Source organism: Paraburkholderia sp. PGU19 (assembly GCF_013426915.1).
Classification (GTDB): Bacteria; Pseudomonadota; Gammaproteobacteria; order Burkholderiales; family Burkholderiaceae; genus Paraburkholderia.
In genome coordinates this window covers 915,848-938,911 of record NZ_AP023179.1, presented here as the reverse complement: position 1 = coordinate 938,911, position 23,064 = coordinate 915,848, and the positions used below count along the sequence as shown (strand labels likewise).

Genomic DNA, 23,064 nt, shown 5'->3' with positions numbered 1-23,064 from the left:
TTAAACCGTTACTTCTTCAGCGTCACCACATCACCCTTCAACGCGACACCAGCAATCACCGCGCCCGCACCGCAGGTGAACTCCGTTGCGCTCTCGCGCACTTCGTTCTTGTAGTTGCTCTTGATGTTGATGACGGCGTTGCCGCCTTCCTTGCGCGCACGATCCTGCAACTCGATCACGGCCGACAGGAACACGTGCTGGCACGCCGTCTCGTCGCTCTTGCCGAACGCGTTGGTCTTCTTGTTCGTTGCGAACTCGCCGTAGCTCTTCACGACGGCCGCATGCTTCTGCCCCGCGAAATACAGCGGGATATCGTCGCCGACTTTGCCAGGCTCGCTCGCGAGCGCGGCGGCAACGGGATAGCTCTCGACGCTGTCGCGCGCGAAGGCGTGCGAGGCGAGGCAGGCGACGACAGCTGCACAGATCAGGTGACGCTTCATGGTTATGACCCTCGTGGTTGGAATTGTTATTGCGTTTCGAGCATCACGACATCGCCGCGCACCGCGAGCGTCGATCCATTCAGGCTCGCGCCGCAGGTGAACTCGGTCGAAGAGGCCGATTCGTTATGCTGGAAGCGCGTCCTGACGTCGACGACGGCGTTCGCGTGCTGCGCGCGCGCATAGTCGCGCAGTTCCTGCACCGCCTTTTCCAGCGCAATGCTGCAATTGGCCTCCGGGCTGTTTTCCACCTTGCGCAGCACGCGTACGGCAAATTCCTTGTTACCGAACGACTGCTTGACGGGCGCATGCGTCTGGTTGCCGAAGTAAAGCGCGACGTCTTGTCCGTTCTGCGTCTGGACGGCAGCCGGCATCGGCAGCGATTTGATTTTGGTCGTGCATCCGGCCTGCGTCAGCACGACGGCAGCCACCAACCCCAATGCGATTTTCGTTTTCATTGTTTCGACTTCCCTTTTTAGTTGTTTATTCTCTGTACTGCTGCTTGCTTCGCTTGCCTGTGATTGAGCCCGACAGGCGGCGGTCAAATCCTTGCGAACATCAGGCTCGCGCAACTGCCGCCAAAGCCGAATGACACCGACAGCGCGCTATTCATCTGCGCTTCGCGCGTCGACTGCACGAGCGGCACCGACTGCGCGAGCGGTTCGAGATGTTCGATGCCCGTCGTCCCCGCGATAAAACCGTCACGCATCATCAGCAGCGTGTAGATCGCTTCGTGCGCGCCGCATGCGCCGAGCGGATGCCCCGTCAAACCCTTCGTCGACGAAAACGGCGGCACGTCGTTACCGAATACCATTTGCAGCGCGCGCAGTTCTTCGATGTCGCCAAGCGGCGTCGATGGCGCGTGCGCGTTCACGTAGTCCGGGCGCCCGCCCGCTTCGTCGAGCGCAGCCTGAATCGCGCGCGCGATGCCCTGCGCGTGCGGCGTCACCATGCCCGCGCCGTCGGTGCTTTGGCCAAAGCCCGTCAGCTCCGCGTAGATCCGCGCGCCGCGCGCGAGCGCATGGTCGAGCGCTTCGAGCACGAGCACGCCGCCGCCCGACGCGATCACGAAACCGTCGCGCGCCGTATCGTACGGACGCGACGCGCGCATGGGCGTGTCGTTGAAATGGCGCGACAACGCATGCATCGCGTCGAACAACAGCGTCATGTTGTCGTGCAGGCATTCGCTGCCGCCCGCGAGTACGACCTGTTGACGCCCCGTCTGAATCAGCTGCATCGCCTGGCCGATTGCGAGCGCCGAGGTCGTGCAAGCCGACGACGGCGAATACGTCACGCCCTCGATGCCGAACACCTGCGCGACATTCGCCGATGCCGTGCTGCTCATCGCCTGCGGCACCGTATACGGCGGCGTTTTCTCGACGCCGCGCACGTTGGCCACCGCGATCGCGTCGTCGTACGCCGACATCGTGCCGACACCCGAACCGATCACTGCGCCGACTTCAGGCGAACGCAGCGACGCGAGGTCGAGGCCCGCGTCGTCGATCGCCTTGCGCGCCGCGTGACAGGCGAAGCGCGCGGTGTCGCCCATGAAGCGTTCGAGCTTGCGTTCGAACGGTGGCTCGCCCGCCACCGACGCTACGCCCGCGATCTGCGTGCCGAAGCCGCGCTCGCGCCACGCGTCGACGCCCGTGATGCCGCTGCGCCCGGCGCGCAGCGCGTCGCTCACGTCGTCGAGCGTATTGCCGATGCACGACACGATGCCCATGCCCGTGACGACGACACGCTGCAAGCCTTGCGAACTTCTACGGCTCATCGAATGCGCCTGAAAATCAGCGATGTATTGATGCCGCCGAACGCGAAGTTATTGCTCATCACATAGTCGGCGTCGATGCTGCGCGCTTCGCCCAGGATGTAATCGAGCGGTGCGCACGCAGGATCGACTTCCGTGAGATTGAGCGTCGGCGCGTACCAGTTTCGCTTCATCATCTCGATGGTCCACCACGCTTCGAGCGCGCCACATGCGCCGAGCGTATGGCCGACGTAGCTTTTCAGCGATGAAATCGGCATGCGCTCGCCGAACGTCTGTGCAGTCGCCTGGCTTTCCGCAATGTCGCCGCGATCCGTCGACGTGCCGTGCGCGTTCACATAAGCAATCGCGTTCGCGTCGAGCTTCGCGTCTTCGAGCGCGAGCTGCATTGCGCGCGCCATCGTGGCCGCCGTCGGCTGCGTCATGTGCGCGCCGTCCGAATTGCAGCCGAAGCCGACGATCTCCGCATGAATCGTCGCGCCGCGCGCCTTCGCATGTTCGTATTCTTCGAGCACGAGCGTCGCCGCACCCTCGCCGACCACGAGGCCGTCGCGCTTCGCGTCGAATGGACGCGGCGTCAGATGTGGCTCGTCGTTGCGCGTGCTGGTTGCATACAGCGTGTCGAACACGGCGACAGCGGGCCCCGACAGTTCTTCCGCGCCGCCCGCGAGCATCAACGTCTGCTTGCCCGTCGCGATCGCTTCGTACGCGTAGCCGATCGCCTGGCTGCCCGACGCGCACGCCGACGAGGTCGGCACGATGCGGCCTTTCAGGTCCCAGAACAGGCTCACATTGACGGCCGTCGTGTGCGGCATCATCTGCACATAGCTGTTTGACGTGACGTTGGCCATCGAGCCCGTTTCGAGCATCGTGCCGAATGCGCGGATCGGTTCGACGGAACCCGACGACGAACCGTACGCGACGCCCATGCGGCCGTCCCTGATCGATTCATCGTTCGCGAGGCCCGCGTCGGCGAGCGCCAGTTCGCTCGCGCGCACCGCGTACATCGACACTGCGCCCATCGAACGCGTCTTCTTGCGCGGCCAGTCGGCGGGTTGATCGAACGTGGGCAGCGGCGCCGCGAGGCGCGTATGCAGCGACTCGAAGTAGTCCCACTCCGGCATGCGCCGCACCGCGTTGCGGCCCGCCTTCAACGCGGCTTCGATTTCGTCCCAGCGGCTGCCGAGCGCCGTGACGCCGCCCATGCCCGTAATGACGACGCGCTTCATCAGATCATCCCGCCATTGACGCCGATCACCTGGCGCGTCACGTACGAGGCCGCATCCGACATCAGGAAGCTGACCACGGCCGCGACTTCGGCCGGTTGACCGACACGGTTCATCGGCACGGTCTTCAGCGCGTGTTCGAGCGGCATGTCATCGAGCATGCCCGTTTCGATCAGCCCCGGCGCCACACAGTTGACCGTGATGTTGCGCGACGCGAGTTCGACGGCGAGCGCCTTCGTCGCGCCGATCAGCCCCGCTTTGGCCGCGCTGTAGTTGACCTGCCCGCGGTTGCCGATCACGCCCGACACCGACGCGATCGTCACGATGCGGCCGCCTTTTTTCGCGCGGACCATCGGCATCGTCAGCGGATGCACCACGTTATAGAACGCGTCGAGACCCGTTTCGATCACGACGTCCCAGTCTTCGTCGGTGAGCGCGGGAAAGGCCGCGTCGCGCGTCACGCCCGCGCTGCACACGATGCCGTAGTACGGGCCGTGCGCAGCGACATCCGCTTCGAGCACTTCGCGGCAGACGGCGCGCTCGCGCACGTCGAACTGCAGCACGCGCGCCGAGCCGCCTTGCGCGGCGATGCCCGCCGTGACGGCCTCGGCTTCCGTGCGGCCCGTGCGGCAATGCACGGACACCGCAAAACCGTCCGCTGCCAGTTGATATGCAATCGCGCGGCCGATGCCGCGGCTGGCGCCCGTAACCAGAACTCGCCGGCTCATGAACTGATACTCCCTTCGATGAACGTCTGAAAATCGCCCGGTTGAAAGACCTTGATGACGGCGTCCGCGCAACGCGTGCCGTCGTGATCGATCGTGCATTCGTAGGCGCTGTGGCCTGCTTCGCTGCGCAGCACTTCCTGCACGCTGATCGTCAGCCGCGCGTCGCGCGCAAACGCGCTCATGTGCGCCTTGTAGCTGCGCGTGCCGAGCAGCACGCCAGGACGCGCGTGGCCGCCCGCACGCATCGCGAGCAGCGCGACATGCGCGGCCACGCCCTGCGCCATCAGCTCGATGCCGATCCAGGCGGGCATCGCGCCGTTTTCGTCCGCATACCATGCGTCGCCGCGCACGGTTGCAAACGCCGTCAATGCTTCGTCGCCGCATGCGCTCACGCCATCGACAAGCAGCATCGTGCCGCGATGCGGCAGGATTGTGTCGATGGGCGGAAAGGCTTCGCTGGTCTCAGGTGTGGCCGTCATGTCGTTATGTTTTTGCTGCGTGCGTTCGCGCCGTTCAGCGCGCCAGTATCAGGCTGACGTTGCTGCCGCCGAACGCGAACGAATTGCTCATCACGTATTGCGCGCCGTCGCGCGGAATGCGCCGCGTATCCTGCACGAGATCGAGTTCGGGCAACGCCGGGTCGGCTTCGCCATCCCATCGATGGCGCGGCATCGCCACGTCGTCGCGCGCGAGCGTGAGCCACGCGAAGCCCAGTTCCGTCGCGCCCGCCGCGCCGAGCTGATGCCCCGTGAGCGGCTTCGTGCCGCTCGCGGGCACGCCGTGCGCGAACACGCGCGACATCAGATGCGCTTCCATGTCGTCGTTCTTGCGCGTAGCCGTCGCGTGCAGATTCACATATGCAATCGCCGATGCCTCGACGCCCGCGTCCTTCAGCGCCGCGCGCAACGCCAGCTCGCCGCCGATGCCCTGCGGGTCCGGCGCCGACACATGATGCGCGTCGCTCGATTCGCCCGCGCCCGCGAGGCGCACTTCGTCTTCGTCGCGCGTCATCAGGAACACGGTGGCCCCCTCGCCGACATTGATGCCGTTGCGGTTGCGGCTCATCGGATTGGTGCGCGTCACGCTCGTCGATTCGAGCGACGCAAAGCCCTGCACCGTTAGCTCGCACAGCGAATCGACACCGCCAACGATCATCGCATCGCACACGCCCAGTTGCAGTAAACGGCGCGCCGACACGAATGCTTTAGCGCTCGACGTGCAAGCCGTCGAAATCGTGAACGCGGGCCCCTGCACATTCAGCGCGGCGGCTGCGAATGGCGCGGCCGTGCCGATTTCCATCTGCCGGTAGTTGAAGTCGTCGGGCAACTCGCCCGCCTGCGCCTGGTGCACGAAGGCGACCTCAGCCGCGTCGATGCCCGATGTGCTCGTGCCGAGCACGACGCCGATTCGGTGCGAGCCGTAGCGCTCGCGCGCCGCCTCGATCTCGGGGCGAATCTGTTCGAGCGCCGTGAGCAGCATGCGGTTGTTGCGGCAATCGAAGCGCTTGAGCGTCGCGGGCAACGCGATGTCGAGCGGCGTCGACACGCGGCCGACGTACGCATCGCCGATGCCCGTGTGCATCAATCCCATGCCGGGCGATTGCGCGGCTTCGAGCGCGGGCACGATCGAAGCGACATCGCCGCCGAGCGCGTTGACCATGCCGAGCGCATGCAGATAAACAGGTGGCAGCGTCATGCGACTCTCCTTCTTCCAGGCGGCATGCCGATCGGCGCAAGCAGCACCGACACGAGAATGCCGAGCGCCAGCGTGGCGCCAAAACTCTTCAATGCGGGCATTGCGCTTAAGGCCAGCATGCCGAATGACAGCAGCGTAGTCGCCGCCGACAGCAGCACGCCCGTCCATACCGCGCCGAGATCGGCGTGGTCGCGCAGGCAGCCTTCGCGCAGGAATACCGCATAGTTTGCGCCGACGCCGAGCACGAGCATCAGCGCGAGGCAGTTGAACAGATTGAGCGGCACGCGCGCGTAGCCGAACGCGGCGAGCGTCACGCCAATGGCGAGCAGCACGGGCAGCGTCGTCGCGATGCCGCCGCGCGGCGTGTAGCGCACCATCAGCAGAATCAGCACGAGCAGCAGCGCGCCCGCAAGCCAGATGCCGCTGTCGATGCGATAGGCGCCGAACAGCTTCGACACGCTCGCTGCCTTGTCGACGAACACGACGCCATCGACGGAATGCGCGGCGCCGATCAACGCGGCGACGTTTTGCGGCGTCACGCGTTGTGGAATCACAATCGCTGCGTAGCCGTGCTCACCGCGCGCGTCCACAGCGCCCAGCCATAGATGACGATAAGGCTGCGACCACGGCGCGGCGAGCCAGCGTTCGACCGTCAAAGGCTTAGCGTTCAACTTCGCGTAGGAAGCGAGCCATGCATCGGCGACTTCATCGCGAAAGCCTGCTTGCAGCAGCATCGAACGAAGCGCGGCGCGATCGTTGAACACGTGTTGCGCGAGCACGTTGCGCGTATCGGCCTGGCGTTGCGCCGACGGCACGAACTGCGTCACCGATTGCCAGCCATTGACCGCTTGCGCGCCGCTCAACGCATCGAGCTTCGCACCGAGCGCTTCCGCGCGCTGCAACACGGTTTCCGCCGACGGCCCGCGCACGACGAAGAACTGCGCGGTGTTATCGACGCCGATCGCATTGCGCACCTGATCTTCTTGCGCGACGAGTTCGGGATCGCGCTGGATCAGCAGATGGATATCGTCGTCGCTCGTGAGGCGCAGCCAGCCGGGAATCGCGATCAGCACGAGCACGCCTGCGACGATCCACGCGCGCCGCCCGCCGATAGCCGAATGCCACCGTTCGAGTAGCGTCGCGGCGCGCAGGAAGAGACGCCGCTGCGCATGCTTCGGCCCCTTGACGAGCATCACGGGCAGCAGCCACAGCACGGACACGAACGCCGTGCAGATCCCGGCGATCGCAAAGCACGCAATCTGCTTGAGCGCCGGGAACGGCACCCACGCGAGGATCGCGTAACCGAGCAGGCTCGTCGCGAGCGCAACAGTCAGCGCAGGCCGCACCGAGCGAGCGCCCTGCCGCGCGTTCCAGCCACGCTGCGCACCAAGGTAGACGACGAAATATTGAATCGAATAATCGACGGCCTCGCCGATCAGGCTCGCGCCGAACACGAGCGTCAGCAGATGCAGCTTGCCGAACACGAGCATCGTGACAGCGAGCGCGCAAACGATGCCGAGCGCTGTCGACACGAACCCGAACAGCAACAGACGCGGCGAGCGGAACACCCACAGCATCAGCAGCGCGATGCCGCACGCGGACGCGACGCCGATCAGATGCACTTCGCGCTCCGACGCGCTGCGAGCCGATTCCGCATAGAACACGGCGCCCGTGCGCGCGACGCTCGCATCGGGATAGCTCGCTTTCAGCGCTGCCTGCGCCTGCGCAACAGCCGACAGCACCGTGCGCTGCGTCTGCGATTCGTACGCGGAACCGGGCAGCGTCGTCACGACGAGCACGTTCGTCAGGTCGCCGCGATGCGCGACGAGCATGTTGTCTTCGAGATCGAGATTCGACGTGGCGAGCGGCAAGGCGCTCAGGAAGTGTTCGAGCCAGGCGAATGGATCGTCGGCGAGTTGCGTGGCGAGCGGGCCGCGCACCGGGTTGTAGAGGCGCTGCATCAGCGCGTCGTGCAGCGATGCCGTGCTATTGGCGATCGCGTCGCGGTCGTCTCGCGTCAACAGGCCGAAGCGATACGGCATGTACAGCCCGCCGATCTGCGACATGTCGAACGGCGGCAACTCCGCCGTCACCGACGCGAACGCACCGCTTGTCTGCAACGCCGAGCCGAACTGTTTCGCCGCCGCTTTCGCGCGCGTGTCGTCCTTGTCCGTCACCAGAAACACCGTGCGGTCGCCGAGCGCGTTAGCGAGTGTATCGACGGCTTTTTCAGCGACAGGATCGGCTTCCGTCGCGGGCAGCAGCGCGAGGAGATTCGTCTCCAGCGGCGACGGGCCCATGAAACGAAAGACGCAGTACAGCGACGCGACGAGCGCGAGCACGAGCCATGCGGCCCGGATGCCCCACAACTGCGTCTTGGTCCACTGTCGCGCCATCAGCATCATTGTGCTCCAAGCAGCGTGCGCTCGTCGGACGAGAGATCGTCGATCGCTTCGCTCTTCGTGAACTCGATCTGCGTGACATCGCCATTCGCCAGCGTGATGCGCAACGACTGCAGGAACTCGCCGCCCGTCATCTGCAAGCCCTTGATCGACTGCGCGAGCTGCGGCTGGTTCGGCTTCAGTTCGAGCTTCCATTGCGACGGCGTGCCCTGCGCGTCGACATCGAACTGCGAATAGAGCGCGGACAGATCGCCGCCTAGCATCGCGCGCATCATCTTCGACACTTGCGCGACGCCACGCACGCCCTGCGCGCTTTTCTTATTGACGCGCTTACCGTTCGAGTCGACTTCGCTGACGCCTGAGTCGGTGATCACATACGTCGCCTTGTACGGCGTATCGACGCGCCAAATTACGCCGCGCTCGCGGAAAAACACAAGCGTGCCCGTGCTCACCAAAGGCTGCTTCATCGCGGACAGCGTCTGTGTCTGCGTGAACTGCGCGCGCACGCCCTTCGTTTGCGCAAGACGCGACGCGACCTGCGAGACGAGCGCGGTGTTGCCGTTTTGCGCTTGAGACTGCGTCTGCTGTGTCGCCGCGTACGAACTCACGCTCACCGTAGCAAGCAACGCAGCGACCAACGCGGCGCGTAATGTCAGCGTGACCATGCGCACTCCAGCTTTTCGAACACGACCGGCGGCGACACGAATTGCGTTTCCTGCGTCGCGGCATCGATGGCGACCTGGATCGTGTAGCCCTTCGTCAGCCGCGTGCCCGTCGCGCAATCGACGATTTCATAGCCTATTTTCAGGCGGTTTTCAAATTCGAGCAGCTCCGTGCGCACGTCGATCCGCTGGCCGTAAGTCGCGGGCCGCACGTACTTCAGATGCGCCTCGACGATCGGCCACAGATAGCCCGACGCCTGCATCTCGCGGTAGTCGTAGTCGAACGCACGCAGTAGCGCGGCGCGGCCGATCTCGAAGTACTTCAGGTAATGGCCATGCCAGCAGACGTTCATCGCGTCGACGTCATGAAACGGCACTTCGACGATCGCGCTCGCCTTCAACGTCTTGCCCGGGTGGCGCTCATTCATGATGCGCGCCTCCTTCAACCAGCGCGCAATCGGCAATGCGCGCCGTCAACGCGCGCAGATCGCTTTCGAGCGCGCGGTCTTCATCGACGAACGGCGACATCGCAGCCACCTCGTGAGCGAATGCACGCAGCGGCGCGGGGACGGTCGTCTCACCGTTGATGCGCACGCGCAACGTCAGCGCCTGCACTGTGGCGAGCGTATGCGCGGCGGCGACCTGCTCCGTCAGTTCGAGCACCCGCAGGCAATCGCGCGCGGCGATCGTGCCCATGCTGACCTTGTCCTGGTTGTGCGCTTCCGTCGAACGCGAGAACACGCTCGCGGGCATCGTGTGCTTCAGCGCTTCCGCCGTCCACGCCGACGACGAAATCTGCACGGCCTTGAAGCCGTGATTGATCGGCGCACGCGCCGGGCTCGCGCCCGTCAGGTTGCGCGGCAAGCCGTTGTTGAACTTGTCGTCGACGATCAGCGCGAGTTGCCGGTCCATCAGGTCCGCGAGATTCGCGACGGCCGTTTTCAATGCGTCCATCGCGAAAGCGATATGGCCGCCGTAGAAGTTGCCGCCGTGCAATACGCGCTCGCCGTCAGGGTCGATCAGCGGATTGTCGTTCGCGCTGTTCAGTTCGTTCTCGACGTCGCGCCGAACCCATGACAACGCATCGACGGCGACGCCGATCACATGCGGCGCGCAACGGATCGAATAGCGATCCTGCAAGCGATGGCCCGGCGTATCGTCGCGGCCCGCGAGGTCCGCGCGAATCCACGCGGCGGCTTCCGCCTGGCCAGCGTGCGGCTTCGCTTCGAAGATCATCGCGTCGAAGTGCGCGGCGCGGCCATCGAGCGCAACCGTCGACAGCGCCGTCAAACGCGAGGCAAGACGCGCGAGATGGTCGGCACGCGCGAACGCGAGACACGCGAGACCCGTCATCACGGCCGTGCCGTTCATCAGCGCGAGGCCTTCCTTCGGCGCGAGCGTCAGCGGCGCATGGCCGAGTTGCGCCCACACGCCAGCGGCATCGCGCAGCGCGCCGTCGAACATCACGTCGCGTTCGCCGACGAGCGCCGCCGCCACGTACGACAGCGGCGTCAGATCGCCGCTCGCGCCGACCGAGCCTTCCGACGGAATACGCGGCAGCACACGATGATTGATCAGATCGGCGAGCCGTTCGAGCAGCACGGGGCGCACGCCGGACAAGCCGTACGCGAGCGAGTTCAGACGCGCGGCGATCACGGCGAGCGCTTGCGCATCGTCGAGATAAGCGCCCATGCCGCAGCCGTGATAGCGCGTCAGTTGCAGCGGCAACGCTTCGACGAGTTCCATCGGCACATCGACGACGCACGCGTCGCCATAGCCCGTGTTCACGCCGTACACCGTTTCGCCTGCGGCGAGATGACGGCGCAGAAAATCCGCGCCACGCTGGATGCGCGAGCGCCACGCAGGGTCGCCGCTCAGCGCGACGCTCGCGCGTCCCTTCGCAATCGCGACGACCTCTTCGATCGACAGCTTGCGCCCGCCGATCACCACTGCGCGCGGCGTTGCCGTGCGCGCGGCGCGTGCGTGCGCATCGTCGATCAGATCATGTTCCGACATTCGCGTCTCCGTGTGGGATGCCACCCGTTTTCGTCTTTCGGGGACGCGCCCAGAAATCGAAGAAATTGAACCATTGATAAGGTGCCTTGCGGCAGTAGTACTCGAGGCGCGACGCGTAGCGCTGCGCCCAGGCCGCAATATGCTGCGCGCGTTCGCGGCGCGGCAGGTCGATGCGCTCGGCGAACGGCTCGAAGTACAGCCGGTAACGCTCGTGATTCCGCTCGTCGCGCTCTTTCAGGCAGAAGAACAGATATACCGGGCAGCCGAGCGCATGCGCGAGCACATACGGCCCTTGCGCGAACGGCGCGGTCGCGCCGAGGAACTGCGCGTCGGTCGTGCGGCCCGATTCGCGCGCGGGCACTCGGTCGCCGACGATCACCAGCAGCTCGCCCGCGTCGATGCGCTCCTGCATCATCATCGACGTCTCGGGCCGAAGTCGCTGACCTGCACGAGCCGCTTCGCGAACTCGCTGTTCGCCGTCGACAGCACGCTGTTGAAGCGCTTCGCGTGTTCGGTATAGACAATGGCCGTGACCTTCGCGTGGCCGCCGTTCGCGGCAAGCGCGCGCGTCATTTCGAGGTTGCCGAGATGCGCGCCGATCACGAGCGCGCCGCGGCCACTCGCGACGAGCGCGTCGAACGCGGACGAATCGTCGAAGATCACGTCGTTCGAATCGATGCGGCCCGACCAGGCGGCGAGCTTGTCGAGGCCCGATTGCGCGAACGCGAGCATCTGCCGGTACGCGGAACGCCAGCCCGGACGCGGCGTGCGCTCGCCCTGCGCGGCCTGTTCGAGATGCGTGAAGTACGTGCGCGACGCAGAGCGCGCAGCGCGGCCCGTCATCAGAAAATACGCGACGATGGGATGCAGCCACAGCGCAGTGAAGCGCATGCCGAACAGCTTGCAACTCAGCGCAAGCAGCGTCATGCCGAGGCGGCTGCCCCGCTCGGCCATGCGCCACCATTTCGCGTTGTCGCCATTCGAATCCGAAGCGGCGGACTTGCGCGGCATGAACTTGTGCGCGAGCAACAGCGGCAGACGCAACAGCATCCCGCATACGAGACGCGTATGACTCGCGCTGATCCGCACGTTGTCCCACAACACGTCGAAGTGCGACACGCCGTCCATCGCGTACGTGACGCGCGTCGGAATTGCGCGGAACGCGAGACGCCGCCAGTACAGGCGCACGAGAATCTCGATGTCGAAGTCCATGCGCGTCGGCAGATCGACGCTGTCGATCAGCGCGCACGCGGCGTCGAGCGGATAGAGACGAAAGCCGCACATCGAATCGCGGATCGTCAGCGACAGCGTTTCGATCCATACCCACACATGCGTCAGATAGCGGCCATAGAGACGCGACTTCGGCACGCTTTCATCGTAGACAGGCCGGCCGAGAATCACGGCACCCGGCACGGCGCGCGCGGCAGCGAGGAACAGCGGCACGTCGTTCGCATCGTGCTGGCCGTCCGCGTCGATCTGCAGGGCGTGCGTATAGCCAGCTCGCTTCGCCGCGCGCAGTCCCGCCATCACGGCCGCGCCCTTGCCGCCGTTGACGGGCAGGCGCAGCAGCGTCATCTGTTCGCGATGCTGACAGGCGAGCTTCGCGAGCACGGCTTGCGTCGCTTCGTCGCTGCCGTCGTCGACAACGAATAGGTGCAGTCCGTGCACGACAAGACGCTCGACGGTGGCGCCGATCGCGTCCTTGTGGTTGTAGATCGGAATGACGATGCACGCGTTGAAACCTGCGTCGCTCATGCGCGCTCCCGATACACGATCACGCCCGACGAACTGTCGCGGCCATCGACGCGAAACGCGAACTGCACGCGCCGCCGCGCAGCATCGTGCGACAGCTTCAGGTCGAGCACGGCACCCGGCATCACGGGCGCGGTGAACTTCAGGCGATCGACGGATTCGATCTCGCGCACGCCCGTCACGTGCGCGGCGGCAAGGCGAATCGCCCAGTCGAGCTGCACGACGCCGGGAAGGATAGGCAGGCCGGGAAAGTGGCCGGCGAAATGGTCGAGCGTCGGCGGCACGCGCAGTTCGTAATGGACGTCGTCGCCGTTGCGCGCTTCGGACAGCAGTTCGAAGCCTTCGTCGCGCGGCTCGAAAGCGGCGGCGACGGCGGCAACGGGCAACTTGCCGCGTGCGTCGAACGGCAACGCAATGCGGAAGCGCCAGTGACGCGGCAGCACGACCACGTCGAAATAGGCGGCGAGATGGCGGCGCAAGGTCTTCGCGAGCGCGACGCGCCCCTCGTTGCGCAGCGCCGTGCTGCCCGCATCGTTGAGCGCGACGACCGCGCCGAGACGTTCGCGCGACGCGCCCGCGAGCCGCACCACGGCTGACTGCGCGACATACGGATGCAATGCGAGACGCGCTTCGACTTCGGGCAGCGACACGCGCTTGCCGTCGAGCTTGATCACGCGGTCGAGGCGTCCTTGCAAACGGAAGCGGCCGTCGTCGTCGAACACGATGGCGTCGTCGGTGCGATGCCAGTCGTCGTGGCCCAGATGCGGCGAGCGCACGTTCAGCGCGCCGTCTTCGCCACGCTGAACCTGTACGCCGTTGACGGGCCGCCAGGCCGACGTCTCGTTCTGCCGACGCCACGCGATACCGCCCGTTTCCGTGCTGCCGTAGATTTCGATCGGCGCGCTGCCGAAAGCGGCCGCGTATTCCGCGGCGGCTTCGGCGGAAAGCGGTCCGCCCGACGAGAAGAACGCGCACGGCACGGGTGTCAATGCCGCGAAGCCGGGCATCGCGGGCCAGCGCGACAGTTGCGCGGGCGACGATACGACCACGGCCGCACCGCATTGCTCGATGCGCGATTGCACATGCTGCGGCTCGATGCAGACGTCGCGATCGAATGCGCGACCCGCCGCGAGCGGCCACATGACACGAAACAGCAGCCCGTAGATGTGATGATGCGGGACGCTCGCGAGCACGGTTGCCTCGCCGACGAGTTCGCCCCATTCGCGTTCCAGCGTGTGCACTTCGGCGTCGAACTGCGCGAGCGTCTTGTGGATCGGCTTCGGCGTGCCGCTGCTGCCCGATGTGTAGAGCGTGAGCGGCGCGTCGGGATCTATCTGCAAAGGCGTTTCGGCGCGTGCCTGCGTTGCGGCGTGTGCGCGGACGTCGGCGTCCGTGAGCACGGCGTCGTAGGCATCGGCGAGGTCGGCGAGATAGCCGGGCGTCGCGTTCGCCGGAATCACGGGCGTCTTGCCGCAGGCGAAAAGCGCGAACAGCGCGCAAGCGAAATCGAATGGATCGTCGATGCACAGCGCGTAGCGGTGCGCCCGCGTTTCACGCAGTTGCAAAGCGACGGCGAAGACGCGCGCGCGAAACGCAGCGAAGTCGATTGTCTGGTTTGCTTCGTCGTCACGACAGACGGGCACGTGCCCAGCGCGCTCGCACGACAGCAGCTCGTGCAGCGCGATCATGCCGCCTCCGAGCGCCGCACGCGCGGCAGGATCACGAGATACCGCCACGCAATTTCACCCACCAGCAGCAGGCCGATAAGACCGTACGCGATCGCGCCGTTATAGAGCGACCACGCTTCGCGCGGCCAGTAGAGCGCGGTGTAGAGAGAGAACACGCCATTCGCGAGGAAGAATGCGCACCAGATCTGCGTCACGCGGCGCGTGTGGCGGATCGCCGGCTCGCTCAGATTGGGCGTGCCGATGCGCGCGAATTTTTCGATCATCGTCGGGCCGCGCACGAGCGTTGCGCCGAACGCGATCAGCAAACCGAGATTCACCAGCGACGGATAAATGCGCAGCAACAGTTCGCTATTGGTCCACACGATGGCGGCGGAAGCGACGCTCAGCATGAACGCCACCGCCCAGTCGACCCGCGTGAGCTTGCGCAGCGACGCGCCGAACGCGCCCGTGCCCGCGCAGCGCTGCAGCCACAACAGCGCGAACAGCAGGCAACCGACAAAGCGCGGCGCGTCCCAGAACCACGCGCACAGAATGACAGCGGGATATGCCAGCTTTGCGAGCACACCCAGCGCGAAGCCCCCCCAGCTACGCGGGCGCTCGCCGTCGTTCGTCGCCTGCGCGGCTGCTGGCGTTGCGGCTTGCGTCGCGCCCGGCGCCTGAGTATCGTCCGAGGCGTCCTGCGCGTGCGAACGTTGCGTGTGCATCAGCCCTGCGCCGCGAGCAGCGACTCGACAGCCGCGATCACGTCGCCGACCGTGCGCACCGACTTGAACTCCTCCGGCTTGATCCGGCGGCCCGTCATCTCCTGCAGCTTGATCGCGAGATCGACGGCGTCGATGCTGTCCAGATCGAGCTCTTCGAACAGGTGCGCTTCGGGCGTCACGCGCTCGGGCTCAATGGCGAAGTTCTCTTTGAAGATGGCGCGGATGCGCTCAAGGATCTCGGTGTCGGTCACGGTCATTCCCCTTTCTTTGTGGTATCGCCCGATTCATGCACAAGCTCGCGCTGGCTCGCCACCAGCGCCGCAAGTGAATTGATCGAGCGGAAGTGCTCTCGCGTGCGTTCGTCATTCGCCGCGATCGTCAATTGATAGTGTTTGCGCAGCACGATGCCGATTTCGAGCGCGTCGATCGAATCGAGACCGACGCCGTCGGTATCGAAGAGCGGCGCGTCGTCGTCGATGTCGGCGGGCGTCAGGTCTTCCAGATCGAGTGCTTCGATCAGAAGCTGTTTGATTTCAAGCTTTAAAGAATCCATAGTCGAACAGGTGCTGGGTGATATGTGCTTCGATGGCGCTCGTCACCGTGCGAGCGGCCAGCGCGGGCGGTTCGTCGTGCGCCGCGAGCGCATCCGCGCCGAGCGGCTCGAGCACGTTGACGCGCATGCGGAACGCACGCTCGGGCACGTTGTACCAGCGCATGCCCTTCGTAAAAGCGGGTGGATCGCAATCCATCAGTACCGGCAGGATCGGCGCGCCGGACTTGAGCGCCATGTGCGCGAAACCGCGCGAAAACGCATGCATCCGGTTGCGCGCCGGGCTGCGCGTGCCTTCCGGAAAAATGATCATCGTGTAGCCGCGCTCCAGTTGCCGCGCGCCCGCTTCGACGAGATCGAGCGGATCGGCATTGCTCACGTATTCGGCCGCGCGCACGACGCCCCAGAAAAACGGGTTGCCCCAGTGCGCGCTCTTGACGACGCAGCACGCGCGCGGCGTCAGCGACAGCAGCACCATCACGTCGAGCCACGTCGGATGATTCGCGACCACGATGGCCGGCTCGTTGTCCTCGCGGCGCAGCGCGGCAACGCCATGCGCGTCGAGTTCCATCACGCCGGCCCACTTCAGCACGGCGACCAGCGCGCGAAAGAACGCGTGAATGATCGCGGTGACCGCGCGCTGCTTCGACGCGCGATGCGGCCAGATCCACGCGATCGGAAACAGGATCAGCGAAAAGCCGAGCCCGCAGATGCCGAACGCCGTGAACGCAAGCGCCGTCGCGACGAGGCGCCAGTGGTAGTCAAGCCACGCCTTCATCCCAGCTCCATTCCCAGACCGCATATTCGCCGCGCCATTGCGCGGCTGCACGCGTGTCGAGGCAGTGATGCACAGCCTGACTCTGGGTTGCAAAGAGAGTGCCCGCGCCTTCGGGCGATGCAGTGCCGTCGGCGACGGCCGTGCGCGAGCACGACAGGCGGCCCGCCGGGGCTTCGTCCAGCAGGATCGCGACGGCGCCGCCCTGCACTTCTTCTTCGATCGTGCCGTAGCCGGGATCGGCCGGTTCGTCGGCGTAGACGAGCAAAACGGGGGTCGAGGTGTCGGTGGCGTATTGCGCGTGCGCTTCGAGCAGCGCGTAGCCGAGCGTCTCCGCACCGGCAGACAGCGCGCTCGCAGCCGTGCGGTCGCCGCGCGAAATGCCGAACACGCCCGTCATCGCGTTGAGCACGGACAGACTGAAGGCCGTTGGCGACACCGGCTCGCCCGCGCTGATGCTGCGCAGGATATCAGTGGTGCGGCGCAGTTCGCCGTGGCGCGACGCGAATACGATGCGCACGTTCGGCCTGTCGGCGGCGCAATCATGCGCGACTTTCAGCGCGATACGCGACAGCGTGCTCAGGCGACGCCGCACCATCGGCTCAATAAAGCCAATATCGGGTGCGGCGGCTGCGACGGCAGGCCAGGAAGACCAGCGAGCAACCGGAATAGTCCAGTGCAGATCGGGCATATCGGTGTTCGCGCGTGAAGGCTGCTGACGCCAGAGGCGCGCTCGCCATCGACAGCACGTGAAGCGCGCTACTTCGGGGCGAGGCGCTACGCCAGTTCGGTGAGTCCACTTTTATTTTAAGGAGTCATCCAAATAACGGCACGCAGCGGTGATTATTTAGGGGCGGACGCCAAAACGGGTTTTCGTCTGGTCATTACGTAGACCGCCCGAAATGATACCGAGCATTCTGGCCGAAATCAGCCAGAAAAGACGTATCTATCTGTATCCGTCTCTTGCGCGCGACGGAAGTGGTCCCAGCGCTTGCACGGCCCGTCCCAATGGGCTCCGCCCGGTCTGGCCACGCGCCACGACGCCCAGACATTCGTGCCCTTTGTAACGCGCCCATTCGGGTTGGCAACGCACGACGAATCCATAAAAAAACGATAATCGCGCCCGATTTTGCAATGACTTGCTGTAAGAGAACCAAAGGCTAACGTAAGTAGCGCGAAATCTTCGCGTTCGCGCAAGCTACCGTGCTATACTCCGCCCCTCATTGGGGAGTAGCCGCCCCGCTTCATGCCCGCGCAACGGCCCAGCTTCTGGCCGGCAAGCGCAGCGTGCGTGATTCGCGGGGGCGCCTGTCAACAGACTTGGCCGTATGGCCATGGCAGACGCAGCCTCTGGCCTGGCGAGACCGATGATCCACCACCGCCGCTTTAGGGCCCGGCGCGTTGTGGGTCGTCGCTCGCACACATCTCGGCCCGGGGAATCTATCAAAACGTGGAACAAGCCTTTCTGATCTCGACGGGCGCGGTCGCGCTGGCTGAAATCGGCGACAAGACCCAACTGCTGTCGCTCGTCCTCGCCGCCCGCTACCGCAAGCCGCTGCCCATCATTCTCGGCGTGCTCGTCGCAACGCTCATCAACCATGCGGGCGCCGGCGCGCTCGGCGCGTGGCTCGGCTCGCTCGTCACGCCGACCGTGATGCGCTGGGCGCTAGCGGCATCGTTCATCGGCATGGGCTTGTGGATTCTCGTGCCCGACAAACTCGACGACGCCGAAGCGAACACCAACCGCACGCACTTCGGCGTGTTCGGCGCAACCGTGGTCACATTCTTTCTCGCCGAAATGGGCGACAAGACGCAAATCGCAACGGTCGCGCTCGCCGCTCGCTTTCACGAGTTCTTCGGTGTCGTTGCGGGCACGACGCTCGGCATGATGCTCGCGAACGTGCCGGCGATCCTGCTCGGCGACCGCTTCGCGCACAAGCTGCCGACCAAACTCGTGCACGGGATCGCTGCGGTCATGTTCGTCGTGCTCGGCGCAATGGCGTTGATGGGCATCGGCGTCTGACCGTCTTCCGGGTCGTGCGGCAATGGTGCCTGTGCCTGTAAAAAGCAACGGCCGCATCGCTCACGCGATGCGGCCGTTCTTTTGTGGACAGCGCGTACTGAACCGCTTCCCGAACCGCGCTTACTGAACCGTCTTCGCACCCGAGGCTGGCACCGGCGGCGCAGCATTGTCGGCCGCCACTTCGTTCGAAATCCCGCCCTTCCCGTCGACGGGCAGCTTGACGGTGCGCACCACGCCGTTGCCCAGCGGGAAATCGGACATCGCGCTGCGCGCGAGATACGGCATCGCGGCGATCAGCGAAGACTCCTCGTCCGTGTTGCGCGCCGTCACGTTGTAGAGTTCCTTGCCTGTGACGCGATCCGTGATGCGGATGCCGAGCAGATGCGTGTACACGGGATAACTCTGGTTCACATAGCCCCCCGAATACGGGCCCCATGGACCCCATGGTCCCCACGGGTCGAACGGGCGGCCCCAGTAATACGGGCCGGGCCACGCGCTGTAGTAATAGACGGGCTGCGAGACCGTCACGGTGTCCGAGCGCATGCCATACGCGAGCGCGATCAGATAGTGCGCTTCGCGCTCGTCGGTCTGTCGGAACGCATGCAGCGCGAGTTCGTTTGCGACGATCTGTTCGTAAGTGGCCTGCTCGAGATTGTTCTTCTGATCAGCCGTGCGCGCGAACGCGTAAGTGCGCGTCGCGTCGCTGCCGCTCCAGTCGGAAAAGGCCGTCACCTGCGACGTGACGTAGGTCGTGCAGCCAGCCAGCAGCGTGGCGAACGCCGCAAGCACGAGTGCGGCCTGGCGGGTCAATCGGTCGAGCTTCATGGTCGTCCTCGTTCGTATCGTCGCTCGCGCCTGCCGCGCGAGCGGCCCGATAATACGCTGACCGGACAAGACGGTAAAAAGTTCTGCCCGCACGATCGGCCGAGGCTTTGTACAATGGTCCGATCACCCGGCACGTGTTTGACAGTATGTATATAACGCGCCGGCTTCGAGCTTATTCCCGACACGACACCATGGCCGATACCGAAACGCCTCAAGTGATCCGCCGCGCCGACTACGCGCCCCCCGCTTTTCTCATCGATACCGTTGCGCTCGAGTTCGATCTCGTCCCAGAGCGTACGGTCGTCAGGAATACGATGCGCATCCGCCGCAATCCCGACGCGGTGCGCGCCACGCATCTCGAACTGATGGGCGAGGCACTGCAGTTCGTCGAGGCATCGATCGACGGCAAGCCGTATGCCAACGTTCACGCGCACGAGCACGGCCTCACCGTCGACAACGTGCCCGATTCGTTCGAGCTGACGCTGACGGGCATCTGCAATGCCGCGGCGAACACGACGCTGTCGGGCCTTTATGTGTCCAGCGGCAACTTCTTCACGCAATGCGAGGCCGAGGGCTTTCGGCGCATCACGTGGTTCCTCGACCGCCCGGATGTGATGGCGACCTACACGGTCACGCTGCGCGCCGACAAGGCAGCGTACCCGGTGCTGCTGTCCAACGGCAACCTGCTCGAACAGGGCGATCTGCCCGACGGCCGCCACTTCGCGCGCTGGGAAGATCCGTTCAGGAAACCGAGCTATCTGTTCGCGCTCGTCGCGGGCAAGCTGGTCGCGCTGGAGGAACGCGTGAAGTCGCGCTCGGGCAAGGAGAAGCTGCTGCAGGTCTGGGTCGAGCCGCACGATCTCGACAAGACCCGTCACGCAATGGATTCGCTGATCCACTCGATCCGCTGGGACGAAGAGCGTTTCGGCCTGGAGCTCGACCTGGACCGCTTCATGATCGTCGCCGTGAGCGACTTCAACATGGGCGCGATGGAGAACAAGGGCCTCAATATCTTCAACACGAAGTACGTGCTGGCCAATCCCGAAACCGCGACGGACACCGACTTTTCGAACATCGAAGCCGTGGTCGGCCACGAGTACTTCCATAACTGGACGGGCAACCGCGTCACCTGCCGCGACTGGTTCCAGCTGAGCCTGAAAGAAGGGCTGACCGTGTTCCGCGATCAGGAGTTTTCCGCCGATATGGCAAGCGGCGGCAGCACGGTTGAGAACCAGGCGGCGCGCGCGACCAAGCGTATCGAAGACGTGCGCGTCCTGCGTCAGATGCAGTTCGCCGAGGATGCCGGCCCTATGGCGCACCCGGTGCGTCCGGAGAGCTACGTTGAGATCAACAACTTCTACACGATGACCGTCTATGAGAAGGGCTCGGAAGTCGTGCGGATGTATCAGACGCTGTTCGGACGCGAAGGCTTCCGGCGCGGTATGGACCTGTACTTCAAGCGCCACGACGGCCAGGCCGTCACCTGCGACGACTTCCGTCACGCGATGGCCGACGCGAATGGCCGCGACCTCGCCCAGTACGAACGTTGGTACAGCCAGGCGGGCACGCCGCGCATCACGGTCGACACGCACTATGACGCGTCGCAAAAGCGCTATACGTTGACGCTCACGCAGGGCTACGGCGATGCCCCGGCTACCGCGCGCGAAACGCAAAAGGGCCCGTTATTGATTCCGTTCGCGATCGGCCTGATCGGCGAGGACGGCAACGACATGCCGCTGCGCCTCGAAGGCGAGGCGTCGGCGTCGCCGCACACCACGCGCGTGCTCGAATTCACGGAGAAGGAACAGAGCTTCACGTTCGTCGATGTGGCCGAAAAACCGCTGCCGTCATTGCTGAGAAATTTCTCGGCGCCAGTCGTCGTCGAATACGACTACACGGCGGACGAACTCGCGTTCCTGCTCGCGCACGACAGCGATCCGTTCAACCGCTGGGAAGCCGGCCAGCGTCTCGCGACGCGCGAGTTGCTGACGCTCGCCGAGCACGCGGCAACGGGCAAGGCGCTGGAACTGGACGATACCGTCGTCGCCGCGTTTGGCCGCGTGCTCAACGACGAGACGCTGTCGCCCGCGTTCCGCGAACTCGCGCTGATGCTGCCGTCGGAAGCGTATCTCGCCGAGCAGATGGACGAGTCGAACCCCGCCGCCGTGCACAGCGCGCGGCAGTTCGTGCGCAAACGTCTCGCGTCGGCGCTCAAGGGCGACTGGCTCGCGGTCTACGAACGGCATCAGACGCCGGGCGCCTACGAACCGACGCCCGAAGCAGGCGGGCATCGCGCGCTGAAAAATCTGGCGCTCGCCTATCTCGCCGAACTCGACGATCCCGCCGACGCCGTGCGCCTCGCGAAAGCGCAGTACGACGCGGCGAACAACATGACGGATCGCGCCTCCGCGCTGTCCGCGTTGCTGACGGCGGCTGCGTCGAACGGCGGGGCGGCAGCAGCCGACGCGCTCGACGACTTCTATCGCCGCTTCGAGAACGAGCCGCTCGTGATCGACAAATGGTTCGCGCTGCAGGCGATGCAGCGCGGCACGAAAGCGCGGCCCGTGATCGAGATCGTGCGCAAGCTGATGGCGCATCCAGCGTTCACCCTGAAGAACCCGAACCGCGCCCGCTCGCTGATCTTCAGCTTCTGCTCGGCGAACCCGGCGCAGTTCCACGCGGCGGATGGCTCGGGCTATGCATTCTGGGCCGAACAGGTGATCGCGCTCGACGCGTTGAATCCGCAAGTCGCGGCGCGCCTCGCCCGCGCGCTGGAACTGTGGCGACGCTTTACGCCGGCGCTGCGCGACCAGATGCGCGCGGCACTGGAAAAGGTCGCAGCGCAGGCGAAATCGCGCGACGTGCGCGAAATCGTCGAGAAGGCTTTGGCCTGATTTTCTAACGGTTCTGCTGTACGCAAAAGCCGGCACATGTGCCGGCTTTTTTTCGTCTGTTTTGCGGAATGCGATTTTGCCTACGCCATTGTGCTGACTGGTTGCGCGTCGTTGTTGCGATCACACTGAACGTGTTCATTTGATGGTTTACGTTTAACATGCCACGTTATACACTTCCCGTGATCTCTACTTTTAATGACAAAGAAACCGCTGCCGTCTTCAACGGCATATTCGTGCGGTCGCTGCCGCGCGAAGTACAGCTCGCCGCGCGCCGCAAGCTCCTGTTGATCGATGCCGCAGAGTGCATCAACGACATGTTCGTGCCACCCGGCAACCGGCTCGAACTGCTGCAAGGCGCGCGCAGCGGGCAATGGAGCATCCGTATCAACGCGCAGTGGCGCATCTGTTTCCAGTACATCGACGGCGACGCCCTCAATGTCGAGATCGTCGACTATCACTGAATCATGGGAAACCATCATGGTCATCAAACGCTCTGAACTCGAAAACCTCGACTTCTCCGACGTTTCCACCGGCGAGCGCATGCCTGAAGCAACGCCAGGCGACATCCTGCGCAGCGAATTTCTCGAACCGCTCGGCATGTCGGCCCACGCGCTGTCCATTGCGCTGCGCGTGCCCGCGCCGCGCGTCAATGACATCGTGCGCGGCAAGCGGGCCATTTCGTCGGAAACCGCCTTGCGTCTGTCGTGCTTTTTCAACAATAGCCCGCTCTTCTGGCTCAATCTTCAGATCGCCTACGACCTGCGTGTCGCAATTGCGGAATCGGGCGAGCAGATCAAGCGCGAAATCGAGCCGCTGCCGCCGGCGCGCCGGCCCAAGCACCCACAGTTGTCGCGCGAGCAGCTAAAAGCCGCCGAAGACGCAGCGACCGCGACGCGCAGGGTCGCGGCCTCGCGTTGAC

22 protein-coding genes, 1 pseudogene and 1 riboswitch are annotated in these 23,064 nt (G+C 64.9%); of the genes and pseudogenes, 4 read left to right on the top strand and 19 right to left on the bottom strand.

What is annotated here, in order from left to right:
- Nucleotides 1-8: 8 nt before the first annotated feature.
- The 18 genes and pseudogenes from H1204_RS04295 to H1204_RS04210 form a co-directional block, all read right to left on the bottom strand.
- Nucleotides 9-440 (bottom strand): excinuclease ABC subunit A, encoded by a 432-nt coding sequence (locus tag H1204_RS04295; protein WP_180729997.1) that lies wholly within the window; start codon nt 438-440, stop codon nt 9-11.
- 26 nt (nt 441-466) lie between these two features.
- Nucleotides 467-895: a hypothetical protein gene (locus H1204_RS04290; protein WP_180729995.1), complete on the bottom strand. Its 429-nt coding sequence runs from the start codon at nt 893-895 to the stop codon at nt 467-469.
- A gap of 83 nt (nt 896-978) precedes the next feature.
- Nucleotides 979-2,211 (bottom strand): beta-ketoacyl-[acyl-carrier-protein] synthase family protein, encoded by a 1,233-nt coding sequence (locus tag H1204_RS04285; protein ID WP_180729994.1) that lies wholly within the window; start codon nt 2,209-2,211, stop codon nt 979-981.
- On the bottom strand, nt 2,208-3,434 hold the full coding sequence (locus tag H1204_RS04280) for a beta-ketoacyl-ACP synthase (protein WP_180729993.1): 1,227 nt from the start codon (nt 3,432-3,434) through the stop codon (nt 2,208-2,210). Before H1204_RS04280 ends, H1204_RS04285 begins: the two co-directional genes overlap by 4 nt.
- A complete protein-coding gene (locus H1204_RS04275; RefSeq protein ID WP_180721786.1) occupies nt 3,434-4,159 on the bottom strand; it encodes a 3-ketoacyl-ACP reductase FabG2 in 726 nt (241 codons plus the stop codon). Before H1204_RS04275 ends, H1204_RS04280 begins: the two co-directional genes overlap by 1 nt.
- On the bottom strand, nt 4,156-4,638 hold the full coding sequence (locus H1204_RS04270) for a hotdog family protein (protein ID WP_180729991.1): 483 nt from the start codon (nt 4,636-4,638) through the stop codon (nt 4,156-4,158). Before H1204_RS04270 ends, H1204_RS04275 begins: the two co-directional genes overlap by 4 nt.
- Nucleotides 4,639-4,672: 34 nt before the next feature.
- Nucleotides 4,673-5,854 (bottom strand): beta-ketoacyl-[acyl-carrier-protein] synthase family protein, encoded by a 1,182-nt coding sequence (locus H1204_RS04265; RefSeq protein ID WP_180729990.1) that lies wholly within the window; start codon nt 5,852-5,854, stop codon nt 4,673-4,675.
- Nucleotides 5,851-8,256, bottom strand: coding sequence for an MMPL family transporter (locus H1204_RS04260; protein ID WP_180730861.1), 2,406 nt, complete (start codon nt 8,254-8,256; stop codon nt 5,851-5,853). The genes H1204_RS04265 and H1204_RS04260 overlap by 4 nt, the downstream gene beginning before the upstream one ends.
- Nucleotides 8,256-8,921 (bottom strand): outer membrane lipoprotein carrier protein LolA, encoded by a 666-nt coding sequence (locus H1204_RS04255; RefSeq protein WP_180729989.1) that lies wholly within the window; start codon nt 8,919-8,921, stop codon nt 8,256-8,258. Before H1204_RS04255 ends, H1204_RS04260 begins: the two co-directional genes overlap by 1 nt.
- A complete protein-coding gene (locus H1204_RS04250; protein WP_180729987.1) occupies nt 8,909-9,346 on the bottom strand; it encodes a thioesterase family protein in 438 nt (145 codons plus the stop codon). The genes H1204_RS04255 and H1204_RS04250 overlap by 13 nt, the downstream gene beginning before the upstream one ends.
- Nucleotides 9,339-10,934 (bottom strand): aromatic amino acid ammonia-lyase, encoded by a 1,596-nt coding sequence (locus H1204_RS04245; protein ID WP_180729986.1) that lies wholly within the window; start codon nt 10,932-10,934, stop codon nt 9,339-9,341. Before H1204_RS04245 ends, H1204_RS04250 begins: the two co-directional genes overlap by 8 nt.
- Nucleotides 10,921-12,689, bottom strand: a pseudogene (locus tag H1204_RS04240) (glycosyltransferase). Before H1204_RS04240 ends, H1204_RS04245 begins: the two are co-directional and overlap by 14 nt.
- The gene (locus H1204_RS04235) at nt 12,686-14,374 is read right to left on the bottom strand and encodes an AMP-binding protein (RefSeq protein WP_180729984.1); all 1,689 of its coding nucleotides are present in this window, start codon (nt 14,372-14,374) and stop codon (nt 12,686-12,688) included. Before H1204_RS04235 ends, H1204_RS04240 begins: the two are co-directional and overlap by 4 nt.
- Nucleotides 14,371-15,078 carry a hypothetical protein gene (locus H1204_RS04230; RefSeq protein WP_180729983.1) on the bottom strand — a complete coding sequence of 236 codons (708 nt, stop codon included), beginning with the start codon at nt 15,076-15,078 and terminating at the stop codon, nt 14,371-14,373. The genes H1204_RS04235 and H1204_RS04230 overlap by 4 nt, the downstream gene beginning before the upstream one ends.
- Nucleotides 15,078-15,329, bottom strand: a complete 252-nt coding sequence (locus H1204_RS04225) for an acyl carrier protein (RefSeq protein WP_007578129.1) — start codon at nt 15,327-15,329, stop codon at nt 15,078-15,080. The genes H1204_RS04230 and H1204_RS04225 overlap by 1 nt, the downstream gene beginning before the upstream one ends.
- A gap of 2 nt (nt 15,330-15,331) precedes the next feature.
- Entirely contained in the window at nt 15,332-15,631 is a 300-nt protein-coding gene (locus H1204_RS04220; protein WP_180729981.1) for a phosphopantetheine-binding protein, read from the bottom strand.
- The gene (locus H1204_RS04215; RefSeq protein ID WP_180729980.1) at nt 15,612-16,406 is read right to left on the bottom strand and encodes a 1-acyl-sn-glycerol-3-phosphate acyltransferase; all 795 of its coding nucleotides are present in this window, start codon (nt 16,404-16,406) and stop codon (nt 15,612-15,614) included. Before H1204_RS04215 ends, H1204_RS04220 begins: the two co-directional genes overlap by 20 nt.
- The gene (locus H1204_RS04210; RefSeq protein WP_180729978.1) at nt 16,390-17,094 is read right to left on the bottom strand and encodes a beta-ketoacyl synthase chain length factor; all 705 of its coding nucleotides are present in this window, start codon (nt 17,092-17,094) and stop codon (nt 16,390-16,392) included. Before H1204_RS04210 ends, H1204_RS04215 begins: the two co-directional genes overlap by 17 nt.
- 522 nt (nt 17,095-17,616) lie before the next feature.
- Nucleotides 17,617-17,798, top strand: a riboswitch (yybP-ykoY riboswitch).
- Between the two features lie 55 nt (nt 17,799-17,853).
- On the opposite strand from H1204_RS04210, the gene H1204_RS04205 reads away from it, so the two are divergent.
- A complete protein-coding gene (locus H1204_RS04205; protein WP_180729977.1) occupies nt 17,854-18,426 on the top strand; it encodes a TMEM165/GDT1 family protein in 573 nt (190 codons plus the stop codon).
- Between the two features lie 120 nt (nt 18,427-18,546).
- Here the strand turns inward: H1204_RS04205 and H1204_RS04200 are convergent, their stop codons facing one another.
- Nucleotides 18,547-19,251: a DUF4136 domain-containing protein gene (locus H1204_RS04200; protein ID WP_180729975.1), complete on the bottom strand. Its 705-nt coding sequence runs from the start codon at nt 19,249-19,251 to the stop codon at nt 18,547-18,549.
- Between the two features lie 191 nt (nt 19,252-19,442).
- Between H1204_RS04200 and pepN the strand changes: the two genes are divergently transcribed.
- The 3 genes from pepN to H1204_RS04185 all read left to right on the top strand — a co-directional run bounded on the left by pepN (nt 19,443) and on the right by H1204_RS04185 (nt 23,063).
- A complete protein-coding gene (gene pepN, locus H1204_RS04195) occupies nt 19,443-22,145 on the top strand; it encodes an aminopeptidase N (protein WP_180729974.1) in 2,703 nt (900 codons plus the stop codon).
- 158 nt (nt 22,146-22,303) lie between these two features.
- Nucleotides 22,304-22,606 carry a type II toxin-antitoxin system RelE/ParE family toxin gene (locus H1204_RS04190; RefSeq protein ID WP_180729972.1) on the top strand — a complete coding sequence of 101 codons (303 nt, stop codon included), beginning with the start codon at nt 22,304-22,306 and terminating at the stop codon, nt 22,604-22,606.
- Between the two features lie 16 nt (nt 22,607-22,622).
- A complete protein-coding gene (locus H1204_RS04185) occupies nt 22,623-23,063 on the top strand; it encodes a HigA family addiction module antitoxin (protein ID WP_180729970.1) in 441 nt (146 codons plus the stop codon).
- Nucleotide 23,064 lies beyond the last annotated feature (1 nt).

Excerpts from the sequence above, each read along its gene's own strand:
- H1204_RS04275 (WP_180721786.1), bottom strand. The coding sequence starts at position 4,159 with ATGAGCCGGCGAGTTCTGGTTACGGGCGCCAGCCGCGGCATCGGCCGC.
- H1204_RS04250 (WP_180729987.1), bottom strand. The coding sequence starts at position 9,346 with ATGAATGAGCGCCACCCGGGCAAGACGTTGAAGGCGAGCGCGATCGTC.
- pepN (WP_180729974.1), top strand. The coding sequence starts at position 19,443 with ATGGCCGATACCGAAACGCCTCAAGTGATCCGCCGCGCCGACTACGCG.
- H1204_RS04230 (WP_180729983.1), bottom strand. The coding sequence starts at position 15,078 with ATGCACACGCAACGTTCGCACGCGCAGGACGCCTCGGACGATACTCAG.
- H1204_RS04280 (WP_180729993.1), bottom strand. The coding sequence starts at position 3,434 with ATGAAGCGCGTCGTCATTACGGGCATGGGCGGCGTCACGGCGCTCGGC.
- H1204_RS04260 (WP_180730861.1), bottom strand. The coding sequence starts at position 8,256 with ATGCTGATGGCGCGACAGTGGACCAAGACGCAGTTGTGGGGCATCCGG.
- H1204_RS04245 (WP_180729986.1), bottom strand. The coding sequence starts at position 10,934 with ATGTCGGAACATGATCTGATCGACGATGCGCACGCACGCGCCGCGCGC.
- H1204_RS04200 (WP_180729975.1), bottom strand. The coding sequence starts at position 19,251 with ATGAAGCTCGACCGATTGACCCGCCAGGCCGCACTCGTGCTTGCGGCG.
- H1204_RS04295 (WP_180729997.1), bottom strand. The coding sequence starts at position 440 with ATGAAGCGTCACCTGATCTGTGCAGCTGTCGTCGCCTGCCTCGCCTCG.
- H1204_RS04235 (WP_180729984.1), bottom strand. The coding sequence starts at position 14,374 with ATGATCGCGCTGCACGAGCTGCTGTCGTGCGAGCGCGCTGGGCACGTG.
- H1204_RS04220 (WP_180729981.1), bottom strand. The coding sequence starts at position 15,631 with ATGGATTCTTTAAAGCTTGAAATCAAACAGCTTCTGATCGAAGCACTC.
- H1204_RS04185 (WP_180729970.1), top strand. The coding sequence starts at position 22,623 with ATGGTCATCAAACGCTCTGAACTCGAAAACCTCGACTTCTCCGACGTT.
- H1204_RS04290 (WP_180729995.1), bottom strand. The coding sequence starts at position 895 with ATGAAAACGAAAATCGCATTGGGGTTGGTGGCTGCCGTCGTGCTGACG.
- H1204_RS04270 (WP_180729991.1), bottom strand. The coding sequence starts at position 4,638 with ATGACGGCCACACCTGAGACCAGCGAAGCCTTTCCGCCCATCGACACA.
- H1204_RS04210 (WP_180729978.1), bottom strand. The coding sequence starts at position 17,094 with ATGCCCGATCTGCACTGGACTATTCCGGTTGCTCGCTGGTCTTCCTGG.
- H1204_RS04255 (WP_180729989.1), bottom strand. The coding sequence starts at position 8,921 with ATGGTCACGCTGACATTACGCGCCGCGTTGGTCGCTGCGTTGCTTGCT.
- H1204_RS04285 (WP_180729994.1), bottom strand. The coding sequence starts at position 2,211 with ATGAGCCGTAGAAGTTCGCAAGGCTTGCAGCGTGTCGTCGTCACGGGC.
- H1204_RS04265 (WP_180729990.1), bottom strand. The coding sequence starts at position 5,854 with ATGACGCTGCCACCTGTTTATCTGCATGCGCTCGGCATGGTCAACGCG.
- H1204_RS04215 (WP_180729980.1), bottom strand. The coding sequence starts at position 16,406 with ATGAAGGCGTGGCTTGACTACCACTGGCGCCTCGTCGCGACGGCGCTT.
- H1204_RS04190 (WP_180729972.1), top strand. The coding sequence starts at position 22,304 with ATGCCACGTTATACACTTCCCGTGATCTCTACTTTTAATGACAAAGAA.